Annotated in this window: 13 protein-coding genes; 6 read left to right on the forward strand and 7 right to left on the reverse strand. The window is 40.5% G+C overall.

Features of this window, described 5'->3' with window-relative positions; translation table 11 throughout:
- Positions 1–129 precede the first annotated feature (129 nt).
- The gene (pgm, locus tag CXF81_RS07625) at positions 130–1776 is read right to left on the reverse strand and encodes a phosphoglucomutase (alpha-D-glucose-1,6-bisphosphate-dependent) (protein ID WP_101180773.1); all 1647 of its coding nucleotides are present in this window, start codon (positions 1774–1776) and stop codon (positions 130–132) included.
- A gap of 166 nt (positions 1777–1942) precedes the next feature.
- Here pgm and CXF81_RS07630 point away from each other — a divergent pair, with 166 nt between their 5' ends.
- From CXF81_RS07630 to CXF81_RS07640, 3 genes are read left to right on the forward strand one after another with little or no spacing between them, the layout of a single operon-like run.
- On the forward strand, positions 1943–2854 hold the full coding sequence (locus CXF81_RS07630) for a MoxR family ATPase (protein WP_101180774.1): 912 nt from the start codon (positions 1943–1945) through the stop codon (positions 2852–2854).
- Positions 2855–2863: 9 nt separating this feature from the next.
- Positions 2864–3886, forward strand: coding sequence for a DUF58 domain-containing protein (locus CXF81_RS07635; protein WP_101180775.1), 1023 nt, complete (start codon positions 2864–2866; stop codon positions 3884–3886).
- Between the two features lies 1 nt (position 3887).
- Entirely contained in the window at positions 3888–5891 is a 2004-nt protein-coding gene (locus CXF81_RS07640) for a DUF3488 and transglutaminase-like domain-containing protein (RefSeq protein WP_198556346.1), read from the forward strand.
- A 79-nt stretch (positions 5892–5970) separates the two neighbouring features.
- Here the strand turns inward: CXF81_RS07640 and fusA are convergent, their stop codons facing one another.
- From fusA to CXF81_RS07660, 4 genes are all read right to left on the reverse strand, one after another.
- A complete protein-coding gene (gene fusA, locus CXF81_RS07645; protein ID WP_101180777.1) occupies positions 5971–8058 on the reverse strand; it encodes an elongation factor G in 2088 nt (695 codons plus the stop codon).
- A gap of 167 nt (positions 8059–8225) precedes the next feature.
- Positions 8226–9356 carry a 23S rRNA (cytidine(2498)-2'-O)-methyltransferase RlmM gene (rlmM, locus tag CXF81_RS07650; protein ID WP_101180778.1) on the reverse strand — a complete coding sequence of 377 codons (1131 nt, stop codon included), beginning with the start codon at positions 9354–9356 and terminating at the stop codon, positions 8226–8228.
- A gap of 3 nt (positions 9357–9359) precedes the next feature.
- Positions 9360–9785: a DUF423 domain-containing protein gene (locus CXF81_RS07655; RefSeq protein WP_101180779.1), complete on the reverse strand. Its 426-nt coding sequence runs from the start codon at positions 9783–9785 to the stop codon at positions 9360–9362.
- Entirely contained in the window at positions 9778–10671 is an 894-nt protein-coding gene (locus CXF81_RS07660) for a transcriptional regulator GcvA (protein WP_101180780.1), read from the reverse strand. The genes CXF81_RS07655 and CXF81_RS07660 overlap by 8 nt, the downstream gene beginning before the upstream one ends.
- Positions 10672–10891: 220 nt before the next feature.
- Between CXF81_RS07660 and CXF81_RS07665 the strand changes: the two genes are divergently transcribed.
- Positions 10892–11164, forward strand: a complete 273-nt coding sequence (locus CXF81_RS07665) for a hypothetical protein (RefSeq protein ID WP_101180781.1) — start codon at positions 10892–10894, stop codon at positions 11162–11164.
- A gap of 175 nt (positions 11165–11339) precedes the next feature.
- Here the strand turns inward: CXF81_RS07665 and CXF81_RS07670 are convergent, their stop codons facing one another.
- Positions 11340–14435, reverse strand: a complete 3096-nt coding sequence (locus CXF81_RS07670) for an FAD-binding and (Fe-S)-binding domain-containing protein (protein WP_101180782.1) — start codon at positions 14433–14435, stop codon at positions 11340–11342.
- Positions 14436–14800: 365 nt separating this feature from the next.
- Between CXF81_RS07670 and CXF81_RS20030 the strand changes: the two genes are divergently transcribed.
- Together CXF81_RS20030 and CXF81_RS07675 are read left to right on the forward strand one after the other, a co-directional pair.
- A complete protein-coding gene (locus CXF81_RS20030; RefSeq protein WP_006012380.1) occupies positions 14801–14956 on the forward strand; it encodes a hypothetical protein in 156 nt (51 codons plus the stop codon).
- A 139-nt stretch (positions 14957–15095) separates the two neighbouring features.
- Complete coding sequence (locus tag CXF81_RS07675; RefSeq protein WP_101180783.1) at positions 15096–15311, forward strand: PGPGW domain-containing protein; 216 nt, start codon at positions 15096–15098, stop codon at positions 15309–15311.
- A gap of 140 nt (positions 15312–15451) precedes the next feature.
- Here the strand turns inward: CXF81_RS07675 and ppsA are convergent, their stop codons facing one another.
- On the reverse strand, positions 15452–17827 hold the full coding sequence (gene ppsA, locus CXF81_RS07680) for a phosphoenolpyruvate synthase (RefSeq protein ID WP_101180858.1): 2376 nt from the start codon (positions 17825–17827) through the stop codon (positions 15452–15454).
- Between the last annotated feature and the right edge of the window lie 197 nt (positions 17828–18024).

Here is an 18024-nt window from a genome sequence, read left to right on the forward strand (position 1 = left end):
TTTAATTTTGATGGAAACGCGGGAAAATTGTTAATAAAATGTAAATTTATTAGGCGTTATAACTGAAATGCTATCATTTATGAAATAAATTTACACTTAATTAACAATAAAAACGACAATTAATAACAACTAGCTTTTTTCTAAGACTGCCGAGACCAATTCTTCTGCTTCTTTTACTAATTGTTGTAAATGAGTTTCACCACAAAAGCTCTCTGCATAAATTTTATACACATTTTCAGTTCCAGACGGTCTCGCAGCAAACCAACCATTTTCTGTACTCACTTTTACGCCACCAATGGCGGCGTTATTGCCTGGCGCATGTGTTTGTATATTAATAATTTTTTCACCCGCTAATTGTGTTGTCATTACCACGTCGGTTGTCACACTAGACAATGCCATTTTTTGTTCCAATGTGGCAGCAACATCAATGCGTGTATAACATGGGGTTCCATGCACTTGAGTTAGTTTTTTATATTGTTGGGATGGATCTTCTCCGACAATGGCGGTCATTTCAGCCGCTAACAAACACATAATAAAGCCATCTTTATCTGTTGCCCATGGCGTTCCATTATGTCTTAAAAAAATACCGCCCGCAGACTCTTCGCCAGCAAAGCCGATAGTTTGCGCATTTAAGCCCTCAACAAACCATTTAAAGCCGACTGGCATTTCTTTGACTTCGCGGCCTAAACTACAGCAAACACGGTCTATCATGCTACTCGAAACTAAGGTTTTTCCTACCTGCATGTCACCAGACCATTGTGGACGATGTTGATAAAGGTAGTTAATTGCTACTGCAAGATAATTGTTTGGATTCATCAAACCAGCCGATGGCGTTACTATGCCATGACGATCAAAATCAGGATCATTGCCAAACGCTAGGTCAAAATTATCTTTTAGCTTTATAAGACCCGTCATTGCGCTTGACGATGAGCAATCCATTCTGATTTTTCCATCTTTATCGCAGTGCATAAAGCTAAACTGTTGGTCGACTTTATTGTTCACAACCTCAATATTAAGGTTATATTGATCGGCAATTCGATCCCAGTAATAGATGCCTGAACCACCTAATGGATCGGTACCTAGCTTCAATTTTGCATCAGCTATGGCCGACATATTAATGACTTGGTCTAATTCCTTTATATAGGCGGTGGCAAAGTCAATCTGCTTAACTTGACTTGATTGCATTGCCTTTGCAATGGTGATTCTTCTAACTTGTTGACCACGGTTAGCAATAATTTCATTTGCTCGTTTTTGAATTTGATTGGTGGCAGTTGAATCCGCTGGCCCACCATGCGGAGGATTATACTTAAAACCGCCGTCAGACGGCGGATTATGTGATGGCGTAATCACAATACCGTCGGCAAAACCACTTGTTCGGTCCTTGTTATATCCCAAGATACAATGCGAAATGACGGGCGTGGGCGTAAATCCATTATTTTCCTGAATAACAATATCGACGTTATTAGCCACCAATACCTCGATACAAGTCGTCATTGCCGCTTCCGACAGTGCATGAGTATCCATACCAATAAATATTGGCCCAGTGATACTATTTGCCACTCTGTACTCAACCAACGCTTGCGAAATGGCGGCAATATGTATGTCATTAAAGGTAATAAGTGAAGCACATCCGCGATGCCCTGATGTGCCGAAACTAACTCTTTGTTGGGCTATTTCGACAGAAGGCACAAAAGAATAATAGTCAGATATTAGACGCGCAACATTAATTAGCATATCTTGTGTGGCAGGTTTTCCTGCCATAGGATGAAGACTCATAACTTTCCTTTTTTGACGACTTTTATTACATCAATATGTTACCTTTAAACACATAAAAAACATACATACGTAGGTATTAATCTGGTGAGGGTAGTTTTTCGCTAATTCAACTACACTCTAGACAAAATTGATAGTGTAAAAAATATATGGCGAATATAACAATCAGATGCGAAAAGATATAGAAAGCTGTGTTTCAGCCATAAAGCAGAAAATCAAAGGTAAGGATGAGCAAATACAGTTGGCTCTTGTATGCTTATTGGCGAAAGGTCATCTGCTCTTAGAAGACTTGCCAGGTATGGGTAAAACAACATTGAGCCAATGCTTAGCCTCCGTGCTAAGTATGGACTATGCACGAGTCCAATTTACGTCAGACTTACTTCCTGCCGACATGCTAGGCGTCAATATATATGAACCCGACACGCATCAGTTTAGCTTTCATCCAGGGCCTATATTTCACCAAGTGTTATTAGCCGACGAAATAAACAGAGCGAGTCCGAAAACACAGAGTGCATTACTTGAAGCCATGGCTGAAAGCCAAGTTACTATTGACGGTAACAGTTACGAATTGCCACTGCCCTTCTTTGTAATAGCGACTCAAAACCCACTATTTCAATCAGGTACCTATCCGTTGCCCGAATCACAAATTGACCGCTTTACGATGAAGCTGTCGTTAGGATTTCCTAACTTTGAAGCCGAAAAATCAATGTTATTAAGTAACGATGATCGTTTGTTTAGCCAAGCCGTTATCGACACGGAGCAGCTTTTGGGTCTGCAAAAACAAGTAACTAATGTGGTTGTTAGTGAAGCCATCGTTGATTATATTTTAGCTCTTGTTAATGCCACTAGAGATAATCCAGAATATCCAAATGCATTGTCTCCCAGAGCGTCAAAAGCCATTTATCATTGTGCACAAGCCTTTGCTTTTATACATGATAGAACTTATGTTATTCCAGAGGATGTTCAAATGATCTTTCCGTCGGTCACTGAACACCGACTCAGAGGCCAAGAACAATACGCACACAATGCGACTTTACTAAGCGTTCAGTTACTGAAAAAAGTTGATCCTATTGCTGCTTAGGAAGTTTTTATGAAGTCCTGGACTCAAGCACGTGTCGACAGATGGTTAGATAAACGTATTCCTTCGAGCCACGCTTATCAGTTGGATGTAAATAACACCTTCATATTGCCAACTCGTTTTGGCTGGGCGATTGCAGGCTTAATGAGTTGTTTGTTCATTTTAGGTACAAATTACCAGAATAATGTGATTTTGATGTTCTGTTACTTTGTGTTCTCACTTCTATTACTCGCCTTGTTTCATAGTTATGTTAGCTTTGTGCAATTCCATGTTGTCTTTCGACCAGTAGCTGATTGTTTTTCTAATCAACATGCCCAATTACACCTTGATTTGTCGCATAAGGAAAATAGGTCAGCGCTCCACTCGCTCTCTAACATCGCTGTTTTTAGTAAACTTTATCCAGTGTATGAATACTTAGAAGACGGTTCAAACATGATAGCCATCAGTCCATTTTCAAGAGGATTGCATCACGTAGGCAGAGTATCGATTGAAAGTATTTTTCCATTTGGATTATTTAGATGTTGGACACACCTCACCGTACCGGGTCAGTTTTTCGTTTTTCCAGCACCTAGTCCGTGTAGTTTGCAATTACGCAGGCAAAACGCTAAGGGCAACACAGGTAATAAATTAGGTGTGCCAGTCACCTCAGAAGACTTACAGGGGATCCGAGACTATCGCGATTCGGACCCTATTCATCACGTGTCATGGAAACATTTTGCCAAAGGCCAAGGTTTACTTAGCAAAGATTTTAGTGAACGCTCCGCTATATCGGGTTGGTTGCATTTCAGTGATTATTTTAGTGAGAACGTTGAACAGGCGTTAAGCGAAGTTACCTTCCAAATACTCGCCTTAAGCAAGCAAGATGCAAACTTCGGTTTTTCGATTGGAAAACAACAAATAATGCCAAATACAGGTATGCAGCATCAACAGCAATGCCTCGAAGCTGTTGCATTGTATCGCCATAAACAACATGCTCACGCAATAAATGAAAGTATTAATAATAGTATTTATGCTAGCCAAACAGGGCGACCATAAAATGCAAAAGATTAAAGTTTACAATCGCAAAATTGCGTCCTTAACTACATTAGGTACTTTCGCGGCTTTAATATTGTCGCTACTAGAACCACTCATGGGTTGGGTTTTAGTATTATGTGCCTGCTCGTTTTGCATTACCTTATACAAATCGCTTACCTATAATAGTCCGCTTAAAAATTCAGTATTGAATTTACTGGCTCTATTGTGTATCTCGATCTTAATTTGGTTAGCAACCGATTATGGCTTGTTAAACACTATGATTAATCTATTGGTGGTCGCTTGTTGCTTAAAAATTCTCAATTTACACCATACTGGCGACTATCAAATGGTTGCGTCCATTCAGCTTTTTTTAGTCGCTTGTGGTCTTATTTTTCATCAAAGTTTGCTCAACAGCCTGTTTTACGCACTGCTTATCATCTTAATTTTTTGCGTACTACACGCTATTAAAATTAAAGAAACAGGCCTTAAGACCTATTTAACGCACACGGTTATTCTTCTTCTACAAGCCATACCAGTGGCGTGTCTGTTGTTTTTTGTGACCCCAAAATTGTCCCCTTTATGGAAAATGCCCGTTAACCAATCGACCAAAACGGGCCTATCAGAAAAAATGACACCGGGTGACATTGCACATCTGGCAAAGTCCGATGAGTTAGTCTTCAGAGCTGAATTTACGGGACTCTTGCCGTCTCCGCAGCAACGCTATTGGCGTGCTATCGTATTGGACCAATTTGATGGCAAAAGCTGGTCAATTTCAAATATCAATACTAGCTTTGGTGGTCCACCAACGATAGAGTTTCAAGGCCAAGCATTGGACTATGTTGTAATAGCTCAACCGACATCAACAAAATGGCTGTATTCATTAGATATCCCGGTTTTAATTCAAGACTTGTCTACGCAAACTATTTCAACCAACCAACAATTTCAATTGACCGGCAGAACCCCTTTATACACGCAAGGCTTGTACGCCGTTAAATCATTTGTAGAACAGCCTCTAAACATTTATAAAGGCTATGAAGATCTAACTCAATATTTACAAGTACCGTCATCAGGAAACCCCGAAACTGTCGAATTTATTGGTGAGAACATCAATACCTCAATGACGACGCAAGAAAAGATAGACAAGCTAACATCCATATTTTCACATGGTGATTTTCGCTACACACTGTCGCCACCGCTGATGCAATCGGCACCGATTGATGAGTTTTTATTTGAAAAGAAAGTCGGCTTTTGTTCGCATTATGCATCCGCTCTTACCTACATGTTGCGCCTTGCAGACGTTCCTGCTCGAATTGTTACGGGATATCAAGGAGGTGAGGTTCAGTCTGGCAATGTAATTAGCGTGCATCAATTTGACGCACACGCTTGGGTAGAAGCTTGGGATAATGACAAAGGTTGGACGCGTATCGACCCAACAGCTATTGTTGCACCGAATAGGGTTTTATCAGGCCTGCTAAGCATGGTACAAAATAGACAAGAATTTAGACAGCAATCTCCCTTTTCACTCACCAACTTAAAAGAATATGCCGTATTTAATCAATTAAGACTATTGATAGCGAATATTGATCATACTTGGGATCAATCAATATTGAGTTATAACCAAGAAAGGCAAAAATCGATACTCAAAAAAATCTTTGGAAATATGAAAGCAGAAAGTTTTAGTTACGCACTCATTGGGAGCTTTGTTATTATTGGTTTGTTTATTAGTCTATTGTTTATACCAAAACGTAAAGCAAAAGCGTCAGATGAAATAAAATGGATAAATAAGCTGTTTCAGTTATTCGAAAGGCAAAAAATACCCCGTATTGAGAATGAAACGCTACAACAGTTTAGTCAGCGCATTCAAGTTCGATTAACACCCCAAGCCACTAGTGCCTTGGGGTTTATAGTGAAAGAATACTATGAGTGGAAATACACAAGCTTGCAACAACAAACGCCATTTAAAATGCTGAAAAACCGCCTTTACAAACATATAGTCACGCTGCAATCACAATTTACCAATAAATAAGTTGCAGCCGCCGCGATCCCACAGACATAAAAAAACCCAGCTAGAGCTGGGTTTTTTAGTATTATTAGCTATAAAACTACTATTTTTTAGCCGCTTTTCTAGCTTTAACTTCTTCAATAACTGACTCAGCAACGTTTGCTGGACATGGGTTGTAGTGTGAGAACTCCATAGAGAACTGACCACGACCTGAAGTCATTGTGCGAAGTGAACCAATGTAACCAAACATTTCTGAAAGTGGCACATCAGCTTTAACACGCACACCTGTCACGCCCGCTTCTTGGTCTTTAATCATGCCACGACGACGGTTTAAGTCACCAATAACATCACCAACATGGTCGTCTGGCGTATACACGTCAACTTTCATGATTGGCTCGATTAACTGTGGTCCCGCTTTTGGAATTGATTGACGGAAAGCACCTTTAGCTGCAATCTCAAATGCAATAGCAGATGAATCGACGGCATGGAAACCACCATCATACAACTCAACTTCAACATCAAGTACAGGGAAGCCAGCCATAACGCCTTCACCCATCATGCCTCTAAAGCCTTTCTCAATTGCTGGGAAAAATTCCTTGGGAACGTTACCACCAACAACTTTTGACACAAATGTGAAGCCAGTGTTTGCGGCGCCTGGACGAATTTTATAGTCAATTTTACCAAACTGCCCAGAACCACCAGACTGTTTCTTGTGCGTGTATGAATCATCAATTTCTTTGGTGATTGTTTCACGATAGGCAACTTGAGGCTTACCAACGGTCAACGCAACGCCATAAGTACGCTTAAGAATGTCGACTTTAATGTCTAAGTGAAGTTCACCCATTCCACGTAGGATGGTCTCACCCGAATCTTCATCAGTCTCAACTTTGAAGGTTGGGTCTTCAGCGACCATTTTACCAATTGCAATGCCCATCTTCTCTGTTGAGCCTTTATCTGCAGGCGCAACGGCGATAGAGATTACTGGCTCAGGGAAAACCATTGGCTCCAGTGTACAAGAATGCTTAGGATCACATAATGTATGACCTGTTTGCACGTTCTTCATACCCACGATAGCAATAATATCACCCGCTTGAGCTGTACTTATTTCAGTACGGTCATTCGCGTGCATTTCAACCATACGACCAACACGTTCTGTCTTACCCGTAAACGAGTTAAGAATACTATCGCCTTTATTCAATGTACCTGAGTAGATACGAATAAACGTTAACGCGCCAAAACGGTCATCCATGATTTTAAATGCTAATGCACGGAAAGGTTCTGTGGGAGAAACAATTGCTTTTTTACCATTCGGCTCACCAAATTCATCAGTTAAATCTTGTGGATCAACCTCAGCAGGCGCGGGTAAGTAATCAACAACAGCGTCAAGAATGTTTTGAACACCTTTGTTCTTAAATGCAGAACCACAGTATGTTGGGAAGAAGTCAAGCTTGCGAGTACCGTCACGGATACAACGTTTGACGTCGGCTAAGGAGGGTGTTTCACCTTCCATATACGCCATCAACAAGTCATCGTCTTGCTCTAATGCAGTTTCAATTAGGAGCACATGGTATTCGTTTACTCTATCAACCATATCTGCTGGTACGTCTTGAATGGAGAAGTTTTCAGGAAGACCGGTGTCATCCCAAACGTATGCTTTTTTCTCAAGCACATCAACAATACCTACAAAGTCGTCTTCAATACCAATTGGCAATGCCATAATGAGCGGGTTCGCACCCAACACATCTTTAACTTGCTTAACAACACGGTAGAAGTCAGCACCCATGCGATCCATCTTATTTACAAAAATGATACGCGCGACTTCTGAGTCGTTGGCGTAGCGCCAGTTTGTTTCTGATTGTGGCTCAACACCACCAGATCCGCAAAAAACTCCGACACCACCATCAAGTACTTTCAATGAACGGTAAACTTCAACAGTGAAGTCAACGTGTCCAGGAGTATCGATAATGTTCATGCGGTGGTCTTTCCAGAAACATGTAGTCGCAGCAGACTGAATAGTAATACCGCGCTCTGCTTCTTGTTCCATGAAGTCCGTGGTTGATTCACCATCATGAACTTCGCCGGTTTTATGGATTTTACCGGTAAGTTTCAAAATTCGTTCTGTTGTGGTCGTTTTACCCGCGTCAACGTGAGCAAAAATACCTATGTTTCTGTAGCGTGCTAAATCTGTCATGTTTCCACTTTATAGGTTCTAAAAAATCGGTGCGAATTATATAGATTATTGCGAACAAATTACACTGTTTTCAGTATATTCTTTTAAAAGAATTCTAAAACACAGTAAACCTCAGGCCATTAAGTGCGCAATAACAGTGTAATATATAATCTAAGCGTATGAATTAGTTAACTTAAATGAGTACCTGAAAGTATCATTACGGTAATTTCGTCTCTGTCGTGATAAAGATGTTTAGCACTTAATTGATGTTTGATTTGACGCTCGTCCAAGGTATTAATAATAGTTGATATCAGCGCTCTTACAGTTTGAAAACGTTGCTTCATTGGTAATTTTAGGTTAAAAATAGTGCTTGTGGCTTTTCTGCTGCATAACCAATCTGTCATTAGTTGCGCAACACGCTCGGGCTTTTCAATCATGTCACATACTAACCAATCGACATGACCATCTACGGGTTTATATTTAAAACCATCAGCCGCCTGATAGTTAACTAACCCTGTCGCCATCAGTGACTCTGCCATAGCGCCATTATCGATCGCTTCTACATGTATGCCTCTTGCAACTAGCTGGTATGTCCAACCGCCCGGACAAGCGCCTAAATCGACCGCTGTCATTCCTTTTTGCAAACACACACTTTGTTGTTCGGGGCTCATAAATAATTGAATCGCTTCTTCCAACTTAAGCGTTGAGCGACTCGGTGCATCGGCTGGAAATTTAAGGCGGGTGATCCCCAGCGGTTGTGAATGGCGATTTTTAGGATAAGAAAAAGCAACCGTACACTGGCTACTATCTGAAAAAACCAAATGAATAAAAGGCAAACCAAGATCCGGTTTACTTGTTAACACCCCTTCCCTTCGAAGTGCTTGGCGCATGGGTACGGTAAATTTTTTGCAAAACTTAGCGACCTCTTTGCCTGTTTCATTATCAGCATGTTCGACGAATATATCACCCAAACAATGGTGACTGAGTTCGGTTTTTTCTTTCAAATAATCAAGAATGCTCGTGATCCGGTCGCTGGCATCGGCTAATTCAACATGGCCAATAATGCAAAGGCGTTGCCTTGCAAAAATACAGTCGCTTAACGCAAGACTAACAAACTGTTGCTCAATGCTGAGTGCAGCATAGAAATGAAATTGTACCATTGCGCTGTGTCGCACAAATTGACTGTATCCATACAGATTTTGTTCTGCGGAAACATGTTCAAGTTCAGCTCCAAGATCTGCTTCATAACCTTCGCGGCAATAAAACAACATGGATTTACTTTTTATCTTGTTGTTTTTGTTAAATAAAGTGTGTTTCATTTTTTATTTCCCAAGCACGGCGTACATTGTAAGCAGCCAACCCAAAATCATAAAAACACCGCCAATAGGGGTAATTATACCTAGAAAAGACGTCCCTAAAAGGGCAATTGCATATAACGAAAAAGAAAAAAGGAAAACGCCAACAGCGACGCAAATAATAGCAATATAAAATAAACGTTTTTGGTACAGAGAATAAAGAACGCTCAACATGATTAGAGCCACTCCATGGATCAATTGATACTTGACCCCAGTTTGTAGCACGCCCATTTGATATTCATCTACTGTGTCTTTGAGGCTATGGGCAGCAAACGCACCTAATAAAATACCTAAACATAGATAGAAGGCCCCCACAAAAATGCCAATTTTGGTTTCTTTGCTCATGCTAAAAGCGATGATTGGCAAAGGGTCATTTCCGCTATTATTATCCATTTTGAACTTCCACTTGTTGTAGCATCCAGTCAGTAAATACTTGTATTTTACTCACCTCCGCTTGCCCAGGATGACATACCAAATAAAAAGCATCTTTACTTTCTATACTTTCTTCAAAGGGGCAAATCAGTCGACCGGAATCAATCTCAGGTTTAGCAAGTAATATATTAGATAACGCAATGCCTTGCCCAATTGCAGCAGCTTGCAAAACCAACATGGTATGGCTAAACATGGGGCCTTGATTAACATTAACTTGATTAACGCCAAAATGTTTTAACCAGTTTTTCCATGCATTTCTCGAACTGTCGTGTAATAACACGTGTTTGTTTAAGTCCGCAAGCTTATCCAATGGCTTAGCTTGCTGCAACAGCAACGGAGAGCACATAGGCGTTAAATATTCCGTATGGAGCTTAACAGCATCGACTCTTGCCCAGTTGCCTTTGCCGTAATATATCGCAACATCAACTGTCTCATCTAAAAAGCCATCGTCCAAATCCACCGCTTTAATGCGAACATCAATGTCAGGGTGACTAATTGAGAATTGGCTAATTTTGGACACCAACCATTGACTCGCGAAACTAGGTGGTGCAGCGACCGTAATTGCGCCTTTAGATCCCAAAGCAAGTAATCTGTCCGTCGCGTCCTGCAAGTTTGAAAATATATCTTTGAGTTCTATAAAATAAGACTGCCCTTCTTCGGTTAACAACAACTTTCTATTGCGTCGCAAAAATAGTTTTGTAGTTAGATGGCTTTCCAATAATTTAATTTGATGGCTCACAGCCGCTTGAGTTACAAAAAGTTCTTCAGCCGCTTTTGTGAAACTTAAATGCCTTGCTGCAGTTTCAAAAGCCTTCAGGGCATTTAATGGAGGTAATCTTTTTGCCATCAACAATTTTCGCTTATTTGTTTTTGGGAATTATACATTAGTTTTTCTAATTGTTAAGAGAAGTTTTTATCATTATATTATTTGCCGATTTTAGCCTAAAATACTTGCCTGTTAGTAGTAATAAGCTGTTGTATCTTAAAGGAATAAGAATTTTACAACACATTAATACATTATTAACATTAGCAACTTAAAAGCAACAAACTAACTTAAGGCAAACAGAATGAAACTCAAAAACAAATCAATATTTCTAATATTGACACTTAGCGTATTTACAGGGACAGTAAGTGCAAACACAGATTTAGTCACTGACAAAGCAATCACGATGCAATTTATCAAAGAGTCATTTGAACAAGACAGCTTGGTTATAGACAAAGCTGACTTCGAGAACGATGTAAAAGCACTTTTGGCTGAAAAACCGTACATGCCAAAGCAACGCTTCTTCGCTCGCATCACTGACACTCTGCCTGTAGTTAAGGCCGAATCAGAAGAATAATAATTTATAATGCGGGAAGTTAATTAATTAACTTCCCGTGTTGTTAATCATTTCTCTTTACAACGTCTCTTTACAACGTCTCTTTACAACGTCTCTTTACAACGTCTCTTTACAACGTCTTTTTACAACGTCGATTAGTTACTTTCGTTGCTCACTGCCGTGTCGCTTCAATTCATTATTCCATTAGCACATCACAAATGGCTTCAATTGGATGCTGTGGTCTTTCATTATCAAAACGTTTAACCTGGCTTCGACATGAATACCCAGTTGCTAGTATCTTGCTGTTGTTCCGCGCTGCATTTTTCACCGGCTTGGACCAGCTCAAATCGTAAATGCCCTTAGAGTTTTCAAACTGTTCAAATTCATGTCCATAGGTTCCTGCCATGCCGCAACAACCTACTGGCACTATTTCCAATGTCATGCCCAGCACGGAAAATAGATTTTGCCATTGTGATTCAGTTTTTGGCAATGCTGTTTTTTCAGTACAATGCGCAAGCAGTTTGTAAGTCATTTTGCTGTCTGCACCACTAGCTTGCTGAGCTAGCGATGAAATACGTTCACTTGGCACTGTCGACAACCATTCTGTGAGCGTGTTTACTGTAAAATCACCTCTTTGACTACCTAATATTTTGGCATATTCATCACGATAACATAATACCAGAGAGGCATCCGCACCAATCATCGTTATGTTCAGTGAAGCAATACTGTTTAGTAATGTTGAGGTCGTTTTGGCTGTTTTCTCAAAGCGTTCAAGAAAGCCCTTCACATGCTGAGCCTTACCATTCGGTGAAAACCGTAATAAGACCGGCTGGTAGCCTAGTTTTTTCACCACTTTCATCATTTTCTCAACGCACTGCGCATCATAAAAGCTGGTAAATGGATCTTGAACTATAACGACATGATTTGCTCTTTGGGCATCGTTAAGTTGTCTCAAGGCAGCCATATCATGCTTAGATTCGATGCTTTTAATTCGATCTGCAAGTGTTGGGTATGATAGCAATGGCGCATCAACATACCCAATGACTTTCTTAATCCCTGCTTTCACAATCGATGAGGCTAGGAAGAAATTAAAAAAGCGCGGTAGCTTGGCCATAGCCGGCGCTAAAATTTCAACGTTGGCAACAAAATGGTCTTTTAACGGCCTCGTGTAGCGTTGATAATAAATTGATAAAAATCTCGATCTAAAATCAGGAACATCGACCCCAACCGGGCATTGAGTTGAGCAAGACTTACACGCCAAACAACCATTCATTGATTCGAAAACCTCATGCGAAAAGTCGTCTTTTTTAGTCTTTGAGTTGCTTAATTTAGTAAACCAACTACTCTGAAACTGGTGATAACTGAGGGCTGATGTATCAACATCTTCTTTACTCAATAGACGCAACCATTCGCGGATAAGTCCCGCTCTCCCCTTTGGGCTATGCCTTCTATCATGGGTTATCTTACTTGACGGACACATCGGCGAGGTAGTGTCATAGTTAAAGCACAAACCATTGCCGTTGCAGCTCATTGCGGGTGCGAATTCGTTTTTAAATGCAATTGGAATAGTGCGGTCAAATGAGGCTCGTTTGGTATCAGAAACCTTCACCATAATTGCTGAAGAGTCGAATGGCGTACAAATTTTACCCGGATTCATTTTATTAAGCGGGTCAAAAGCTGATTTGATCTTCCGTAACTCGGAGTAAAGATCTTCACCGAAAAACTCAGGCGCATATTCACTGCGATATCCTTTGCCATGCTCACCCCACATTAAGCCGCCATATTTAGCGACTAATGCAACCACTTGGTCAGAAATTTGATTAACTAGCTTTTCTTGTTCTATGTCGCACAAGTCAAGCGCCGGACGGACATGCAATACACCTGCATCGACGTGACCGAACATGCCATATTTTAATCCATGACCATCGAGTAGATCCCTAAACTCCATAGCAAAATCAGCTAAGTTTTCCGGCGGAACCGCGGTGTCTTCAGCAAATGCGATGGGCTTTCTAATGCCATTTATTTTACCTAACAAGCCAACTGATTTTTTTCGCATCGCGTAAATTTTATTAATCTCTGCTCGCTCATAAGTCACTTGAAATCCAATAACACCGCCAATGCCTTTTTCGGCATCCGTTTGCAGACGCTCCGAAAGCATCGCAATTTTTGCTTCAATCTCTTGTTTGTCATCGCTGTTATACTCAACCATATTGAGGCCGAGCATTGTTTTATTTTCTACATCGGTTATTAGCTCAGAAACACTGTGCCAGATAATGTCAGCGCGAGCCATATTCAATACGGTACTGTCGACCGTTTCAACAGACGTCGCGTTAGCCGCAATCATACTTGGTGCATGACGCAAGGCGGACTCAAACAAGTCGTATTTGACGTTGACTAAGGCAGTGTATCTTGGAATTTTCGTAATATTGAGTTTGGCTTCTGAAACAAATGCCAATGAACCTTCTGCACCGGTAATCAATCGACTAACGTCAATCGATTGCTCCTGTTCATTGTAAGCATGTTCAAGATCATAGCCGGTAAGAAAACGATTTAGACGCGGGAATTTGGCAATAATCTGCTCGCGCTTTTGCACGCACGTCTGTAAGATCTGTTGAAGAATAATACCCAAGGTATCATTTTTTTGTGCTCTAGTCTTTGCATCTTCCATTGGCATAGGCTCAGTATTAATAACATCGCCATTTGCTAGCACTGAGGTCAACGCAAGAACATGGTCACTGGTTTTGCCATATACTAACGAACCTTGACCAGAGGCATCCGTACTAATCATACCACCCACTGTAGCGCGGTTACTGGTTGATAGATCGGGGGAGAAAAAGTACCCATGGGGTCTTAAAAAATCGTTAAGGGCATCTTTTATGACACCTGCCTGCACCTTAACCCACCCCTCTTGGATATTATGTGCCACGATTTTATTCATGTACCGAGATGTATCCACGACAATACCTGGCGTGAGCGATTGACCATTTGTGCCAGTACCTCCACCTCTTGCACTAAAAGTGACCTTAGGCCATGCGTTAGCCACTTTTGCAATCAGACTGAGGTCTTCGGTTGACTTTGGGTGCAACACCGCCTGCGGCAGTTGTTGATAAATACTATTGTCTGTTGCCACAGCCAAACGGCTTGAATAACTGACTTCAATATCACCTTCATATGCTGAACTTTCTAGTTCAACAATATATTCTTGGACATCTTGGTTGAGCGCACTTTGCGGCACCAACAGAGGTAATTTTTTTGTCAATTTTTTATCTAAAATAGCTGTCAATTCGGTCACCAGACCTCTCCTTAATTCGCAATCCCAGTATAGAGACTACGAAGCAAATGCCCTAGAGGGTTTAAGTATAATTTATATTTCTTTTATATCAAAGTCAGTGGACCGTTACTGAAAGAGATAATCGACATAACTATTGAATAACGAATAGTTACAGTTGTTGCTGATACTTAAAAACAGATTAACTTGCTTGCAAGCCACTAGATATAACGCGCAGTTAAAAAATAATGGCATTAACATATATCAATTAATACCTATATAGGTTATACTCTATTGGTCGATAACGTTAATCAAGAGGATAATATACCTAGTTGCCACAATACGACGTAAAACTATACGCGTGAGCAACAAATAATTAGGAGTTACAAATGAAGAAATTTTTCAAAAAGTTATTTAAGAAACGCCACCCTTATGCACCTGTTGCATACCTTGGTAGAAAAGCGGTTGAAGGCTCAATGGGCTGCAAAGTTGTTAAAACCAAAAAGTTATATAAAATCATACAAGCCGAACGAGAAAACAGCTAATAGCAGACTTAACAGTCAATCCCCGCTAAATTAGTTAATATGGTTAATCACAACTTGTAACATGTTGACATACCGTGTCGCCTCAGATTGCGCTATGCTAAGTTTCATAGCATCTTAATCAAATTTGAAGGGGATAGGTATGCGACTATTTAGAACGTTCATTAGTATCGTCTTGATATTATTTGGCGTGATATTTTCTATTCTACCGGGTTCTATATTATTTGTGCTAGGCGGACTCATGTTACTAAGCATAGATTTTCCTCCGGCTAAACGTTTCCTATCCAAAGTGCAGCGCGCAATGTCACGCAACGCCAAAAAGTTGGATTTATTTGTGCTGAACCGAAAGTACAAATAAAAAAGCGTCTTCATATTACTGAATGGGCTGCCAAATCTTTGTTATAGGGCCTTTGGAAAACGATACCAGTAGATAAACTGTTAAACCGCGATAAATAATAAAAATGGCCACAGTTGTAGCCATTTTTGTATTTTGCGTTTTTACCCATGCTTCTCAGCAAGATATAACCAAGTTTCGACTACCGTATCTGGATTTAACGACACTGAATCAATACCTTGTTCTACCAACCAAGCGGCAAAGTCTTCATGATCAGAGGGACCCTGACCACATATACCCACATATTTACCTCTCGCTTTAGCCGCTTTTATTGCCATTGCTAGCAATGCTTTAACTGCTGGGTTTCTTTCATCAAATAAATGCGCGATAAGACCAGAATCGCGATCGAGACCTAGGGTTAATTGTGTTAAATCATTTGAACCAATTGAAAAACCGTCAAATATGTCGAGAAATTGATCAGCTAACAGTGCGTTTGAGGGTAATTCACACATCATAATGACACGTAGACCATTCTCACCTTTCACTAAACCTTGCTCCGCAAGCAGTTCAATAACTTTTTCACCCTCCTCCAACGTTCTTACGAAAGGGATCATAATTTCAACATTGGTTAAACCCATCGTATTGCGAACTCGTTTTATTGCTTCACATTCAAGCGCAAAACAATCTCTAAAATCGTCAGAAATATAACGACTCGCGCCGCGGAAACCTAACATTGGGTTTTCTTCATGGGGCTCATACTGATAGCCGCCGACTAAGTTAAAGTATTCATTCGACTTAAAGTCTGACATACGAACAATCACTTTCTTTGGAGAGAAAGCGGCGCCTATAGTAGAAATACCTTCAACTAGTTTTTCTATATAAAATTCGACAGGCGATGCATAGCCTGCCATCATTTCAGTGATTTCTTCTTTGAGTTCCGCAGGTTGCTCATCAAAGTTAAGTAATGCTTTTGGATGCACACCTATCATGCGATTAATGATGAATTCTAAGCGAGCTAAACCAACGCCCTCGTGCGGCAAGCGAGCGAAATCGAACGCTCGGTCAGGATTACCCACATTCATCATGATACTAAAGGGTAAATCAGGCATAGAATCAACGCGTGATGTTATTACTTCAAAGTCAAGTTCTTGGTTATAAATAAAGCCAGTATCACCTTCAGCACAACTCACGGTAATTGCATCACCGGCTTTAATGCTATCGGTGGCATTACCACAACCAACGACCGCTGGTATACCCATTTCACGAGCAATAATCGCTGCATGACAAGTACGACCGCCACGATTTGTTACAATCGCAGATGCCTTTTTCATAATGGGCTCCCAATCTGGATCGGTCATGTCGGTAACCAACACATCACCTATTTCAATCATGTCCATTTGAGAGATTGAGGTTAATACTTTAGCTTTTCCAGCACCAATTTTATGACCAATAGCGCGACCTTCGCAAACTACTTTGGTCGTATTTCCTTTCAGCTGATAACGCTCTATAACTTGCATGTCCTCTCGACTGCGCACAGTTTCTGGACGCGCTTGAACGATATACAATTTGCCATCCGAGCCGTCTTTAGCCCATTCGATATCCATGGGACGCTTATAGTGTTTTTCAATCACAACAGCTTGTTTGGCTAGCTCCATCACTTCGTCGTCAGTTAACGAAAAGCGCATACTATCTGCTTTTTCAATATTAACAATTTCTACCTGTTTACCGTGTTCTAAGTCTTCTGAGTAAATCATTTTAATTAATTTACTACCCAAGTTTCTTCGAACAATAGCAGGGTTACCTTTGTCTAAAGTAGGCTTGTGCACATAAAATTCATCAGGATTAACAGCACCTTGAACAACCATTTCACCTAAGCCAAATGAGCTCGTAATGAACACTACATCTTCAAAACCAGACTCGGTATCTATCGTAAACATGACGCCAGAAGAAGATAAGTCACTGCGTACCATGCGCTGAATACCAGCGGACAGCGCAACGCCTTTATGGTCGTATCCTTGATGCACACGATAGGAAATAGCTCTGTCGTTAAACAATGAGGCAAAAACATGTTTAATTGCTACGAGTACGGATTCATAACCTTTAACGTTCAGAAACGTCTCTTGTTGTCCTGCAAACGATGCATCTGGCATGTCTTCAGCTGTTGCCGAAGAACGCACTGCGAATGACGATTTGTCACCCATTTCACCTTGTAATTTAATAAATGCAGATTTAATTTCGTCTTCTAACTCAGTTTGAAATGGGGTATCTAATATCCACTGACGAATGGTTTTACCCGCTTCAGCCAATGCATTCACATCATCTACATCAAGTGCATCGAGTATTTCATGTATTTTTGTTTCAACGCCGCTTTGCTCTAAAAACTGATTAAACGCATGTGATGTTGTCGCAAATCCACCAGGGACTTGAACACCTGCATTTGATAAATTTGATATCATTTCACCCAATGACGCGTTTTTACCACCAACACGACTAACATCGTCCATGCCTAACTCTTGATACCAAAGTATGAATTCTTGCACTGCTAAAGCCTCCAGCTCATTTATTTGCCGATAAGTTTTGTCACGGTTTGTTGTAACAAGGTATGATTGATTACAATCATTAGTGCACATTAGTAAACACATATTTACGACGCACACACAGGATTCTAAATTGACCTGTATGCTAAGTAAAATTTAATTTTATTTCGTAATTAATTTACAACAATGTTAAGGAGATG

It is taken from the genome of Glaciecola sp. 33A (assembly GCF_002836745.1).
In the GTDB taxonomy this organism is placed as follows: Bacteria; Pseudomonadota; Gammaproteobacteria; order Enterobacterales; family Alteromonadaceae; genus Glaciecola.

What these genes read in the sequence shown, in the direction of transcription:
- pgm (WP_101180773.1), bottom strand. Translation starts at nt 1,776, where the DNA reads ATGAGTCTTCATCCTATGGCAGGAAAACCTGCCACACAAGATATGCTA.
- CXF81_RS07630 (WP_101180774.1), top strand. Translation starts at nt 1,943, where the DNA reads ATGCGAAAAGATATAGAAAGCTGTGTTTCAGCCATAAAGCAGAAAATC.
- CXF81_RS07635 (WP_101180775.1), top strand. Translation starts at nt 2,864, where the DNA reads ATGAAGTCCTGGACTCAAGCACGTGTCGACAGATGGTTAGATAAACGT.
- CXF81_RS07640 (WP_198556346.1), top strand. Translation starts at nt 3,888, where the DNA reads ATGCAAAAGATTAAAGTTTACAATCGCAAAATTGCGTCCTTAACTACA.
- fusA (WP_101180777.1), bottom strand. Translation starts at nt 8,058, where the DNA reads ATGACAGATTTAGCACGCTACAGAAACATAGGTATTTTTGCTCACGTT.
- rlmM (WP_101180778.1), bottom strand. Translation starts at nt 9,356, where the DNA reads ATGAAACACACTTTATTTAACAAAAACAACAAGATAAAAAGTAAATCC.
- CXF81_RS07655 (WP_101180779.1), bottom strand. Translation starts at nt 9,785, where the DNA reads ATGGATAATAATAGCGGAAATGACCCTTTGCCAATCATCGCTTTTAGC.
- CXF81_RS07660 (WP_101180780.1), bottom strand. Translation starts at nt 10,671, where the DNA reads ATGGCAAAAAGATTACCTCCATTAAATGCCCTGAAGGCTTTTGAAACT.
- CXF81_RS07665 (WP_101180781.1), top strand. Translation starts at nt 10,892, where the DNA reads ATGAAACTCAAAAACAAATCAATATTTCTAATATTGACACTTAGCGTA.
- CXF81_RS20030 (WP_006012380.1), top strand. Translation starts at nt 14,801, where the DNA reads ATGAAGAAATTTTTCAAAAAGTTATTTAAGAAACGCCACCCTTATGCA.
- CXF81_RS07675 (WP_101180783.1), top strand. Translation starts at nt 15,096, where the DNA reads ATGCGACTATTTAGAACGTTCATTAGTATCGTCTTGATATTATTTGGC.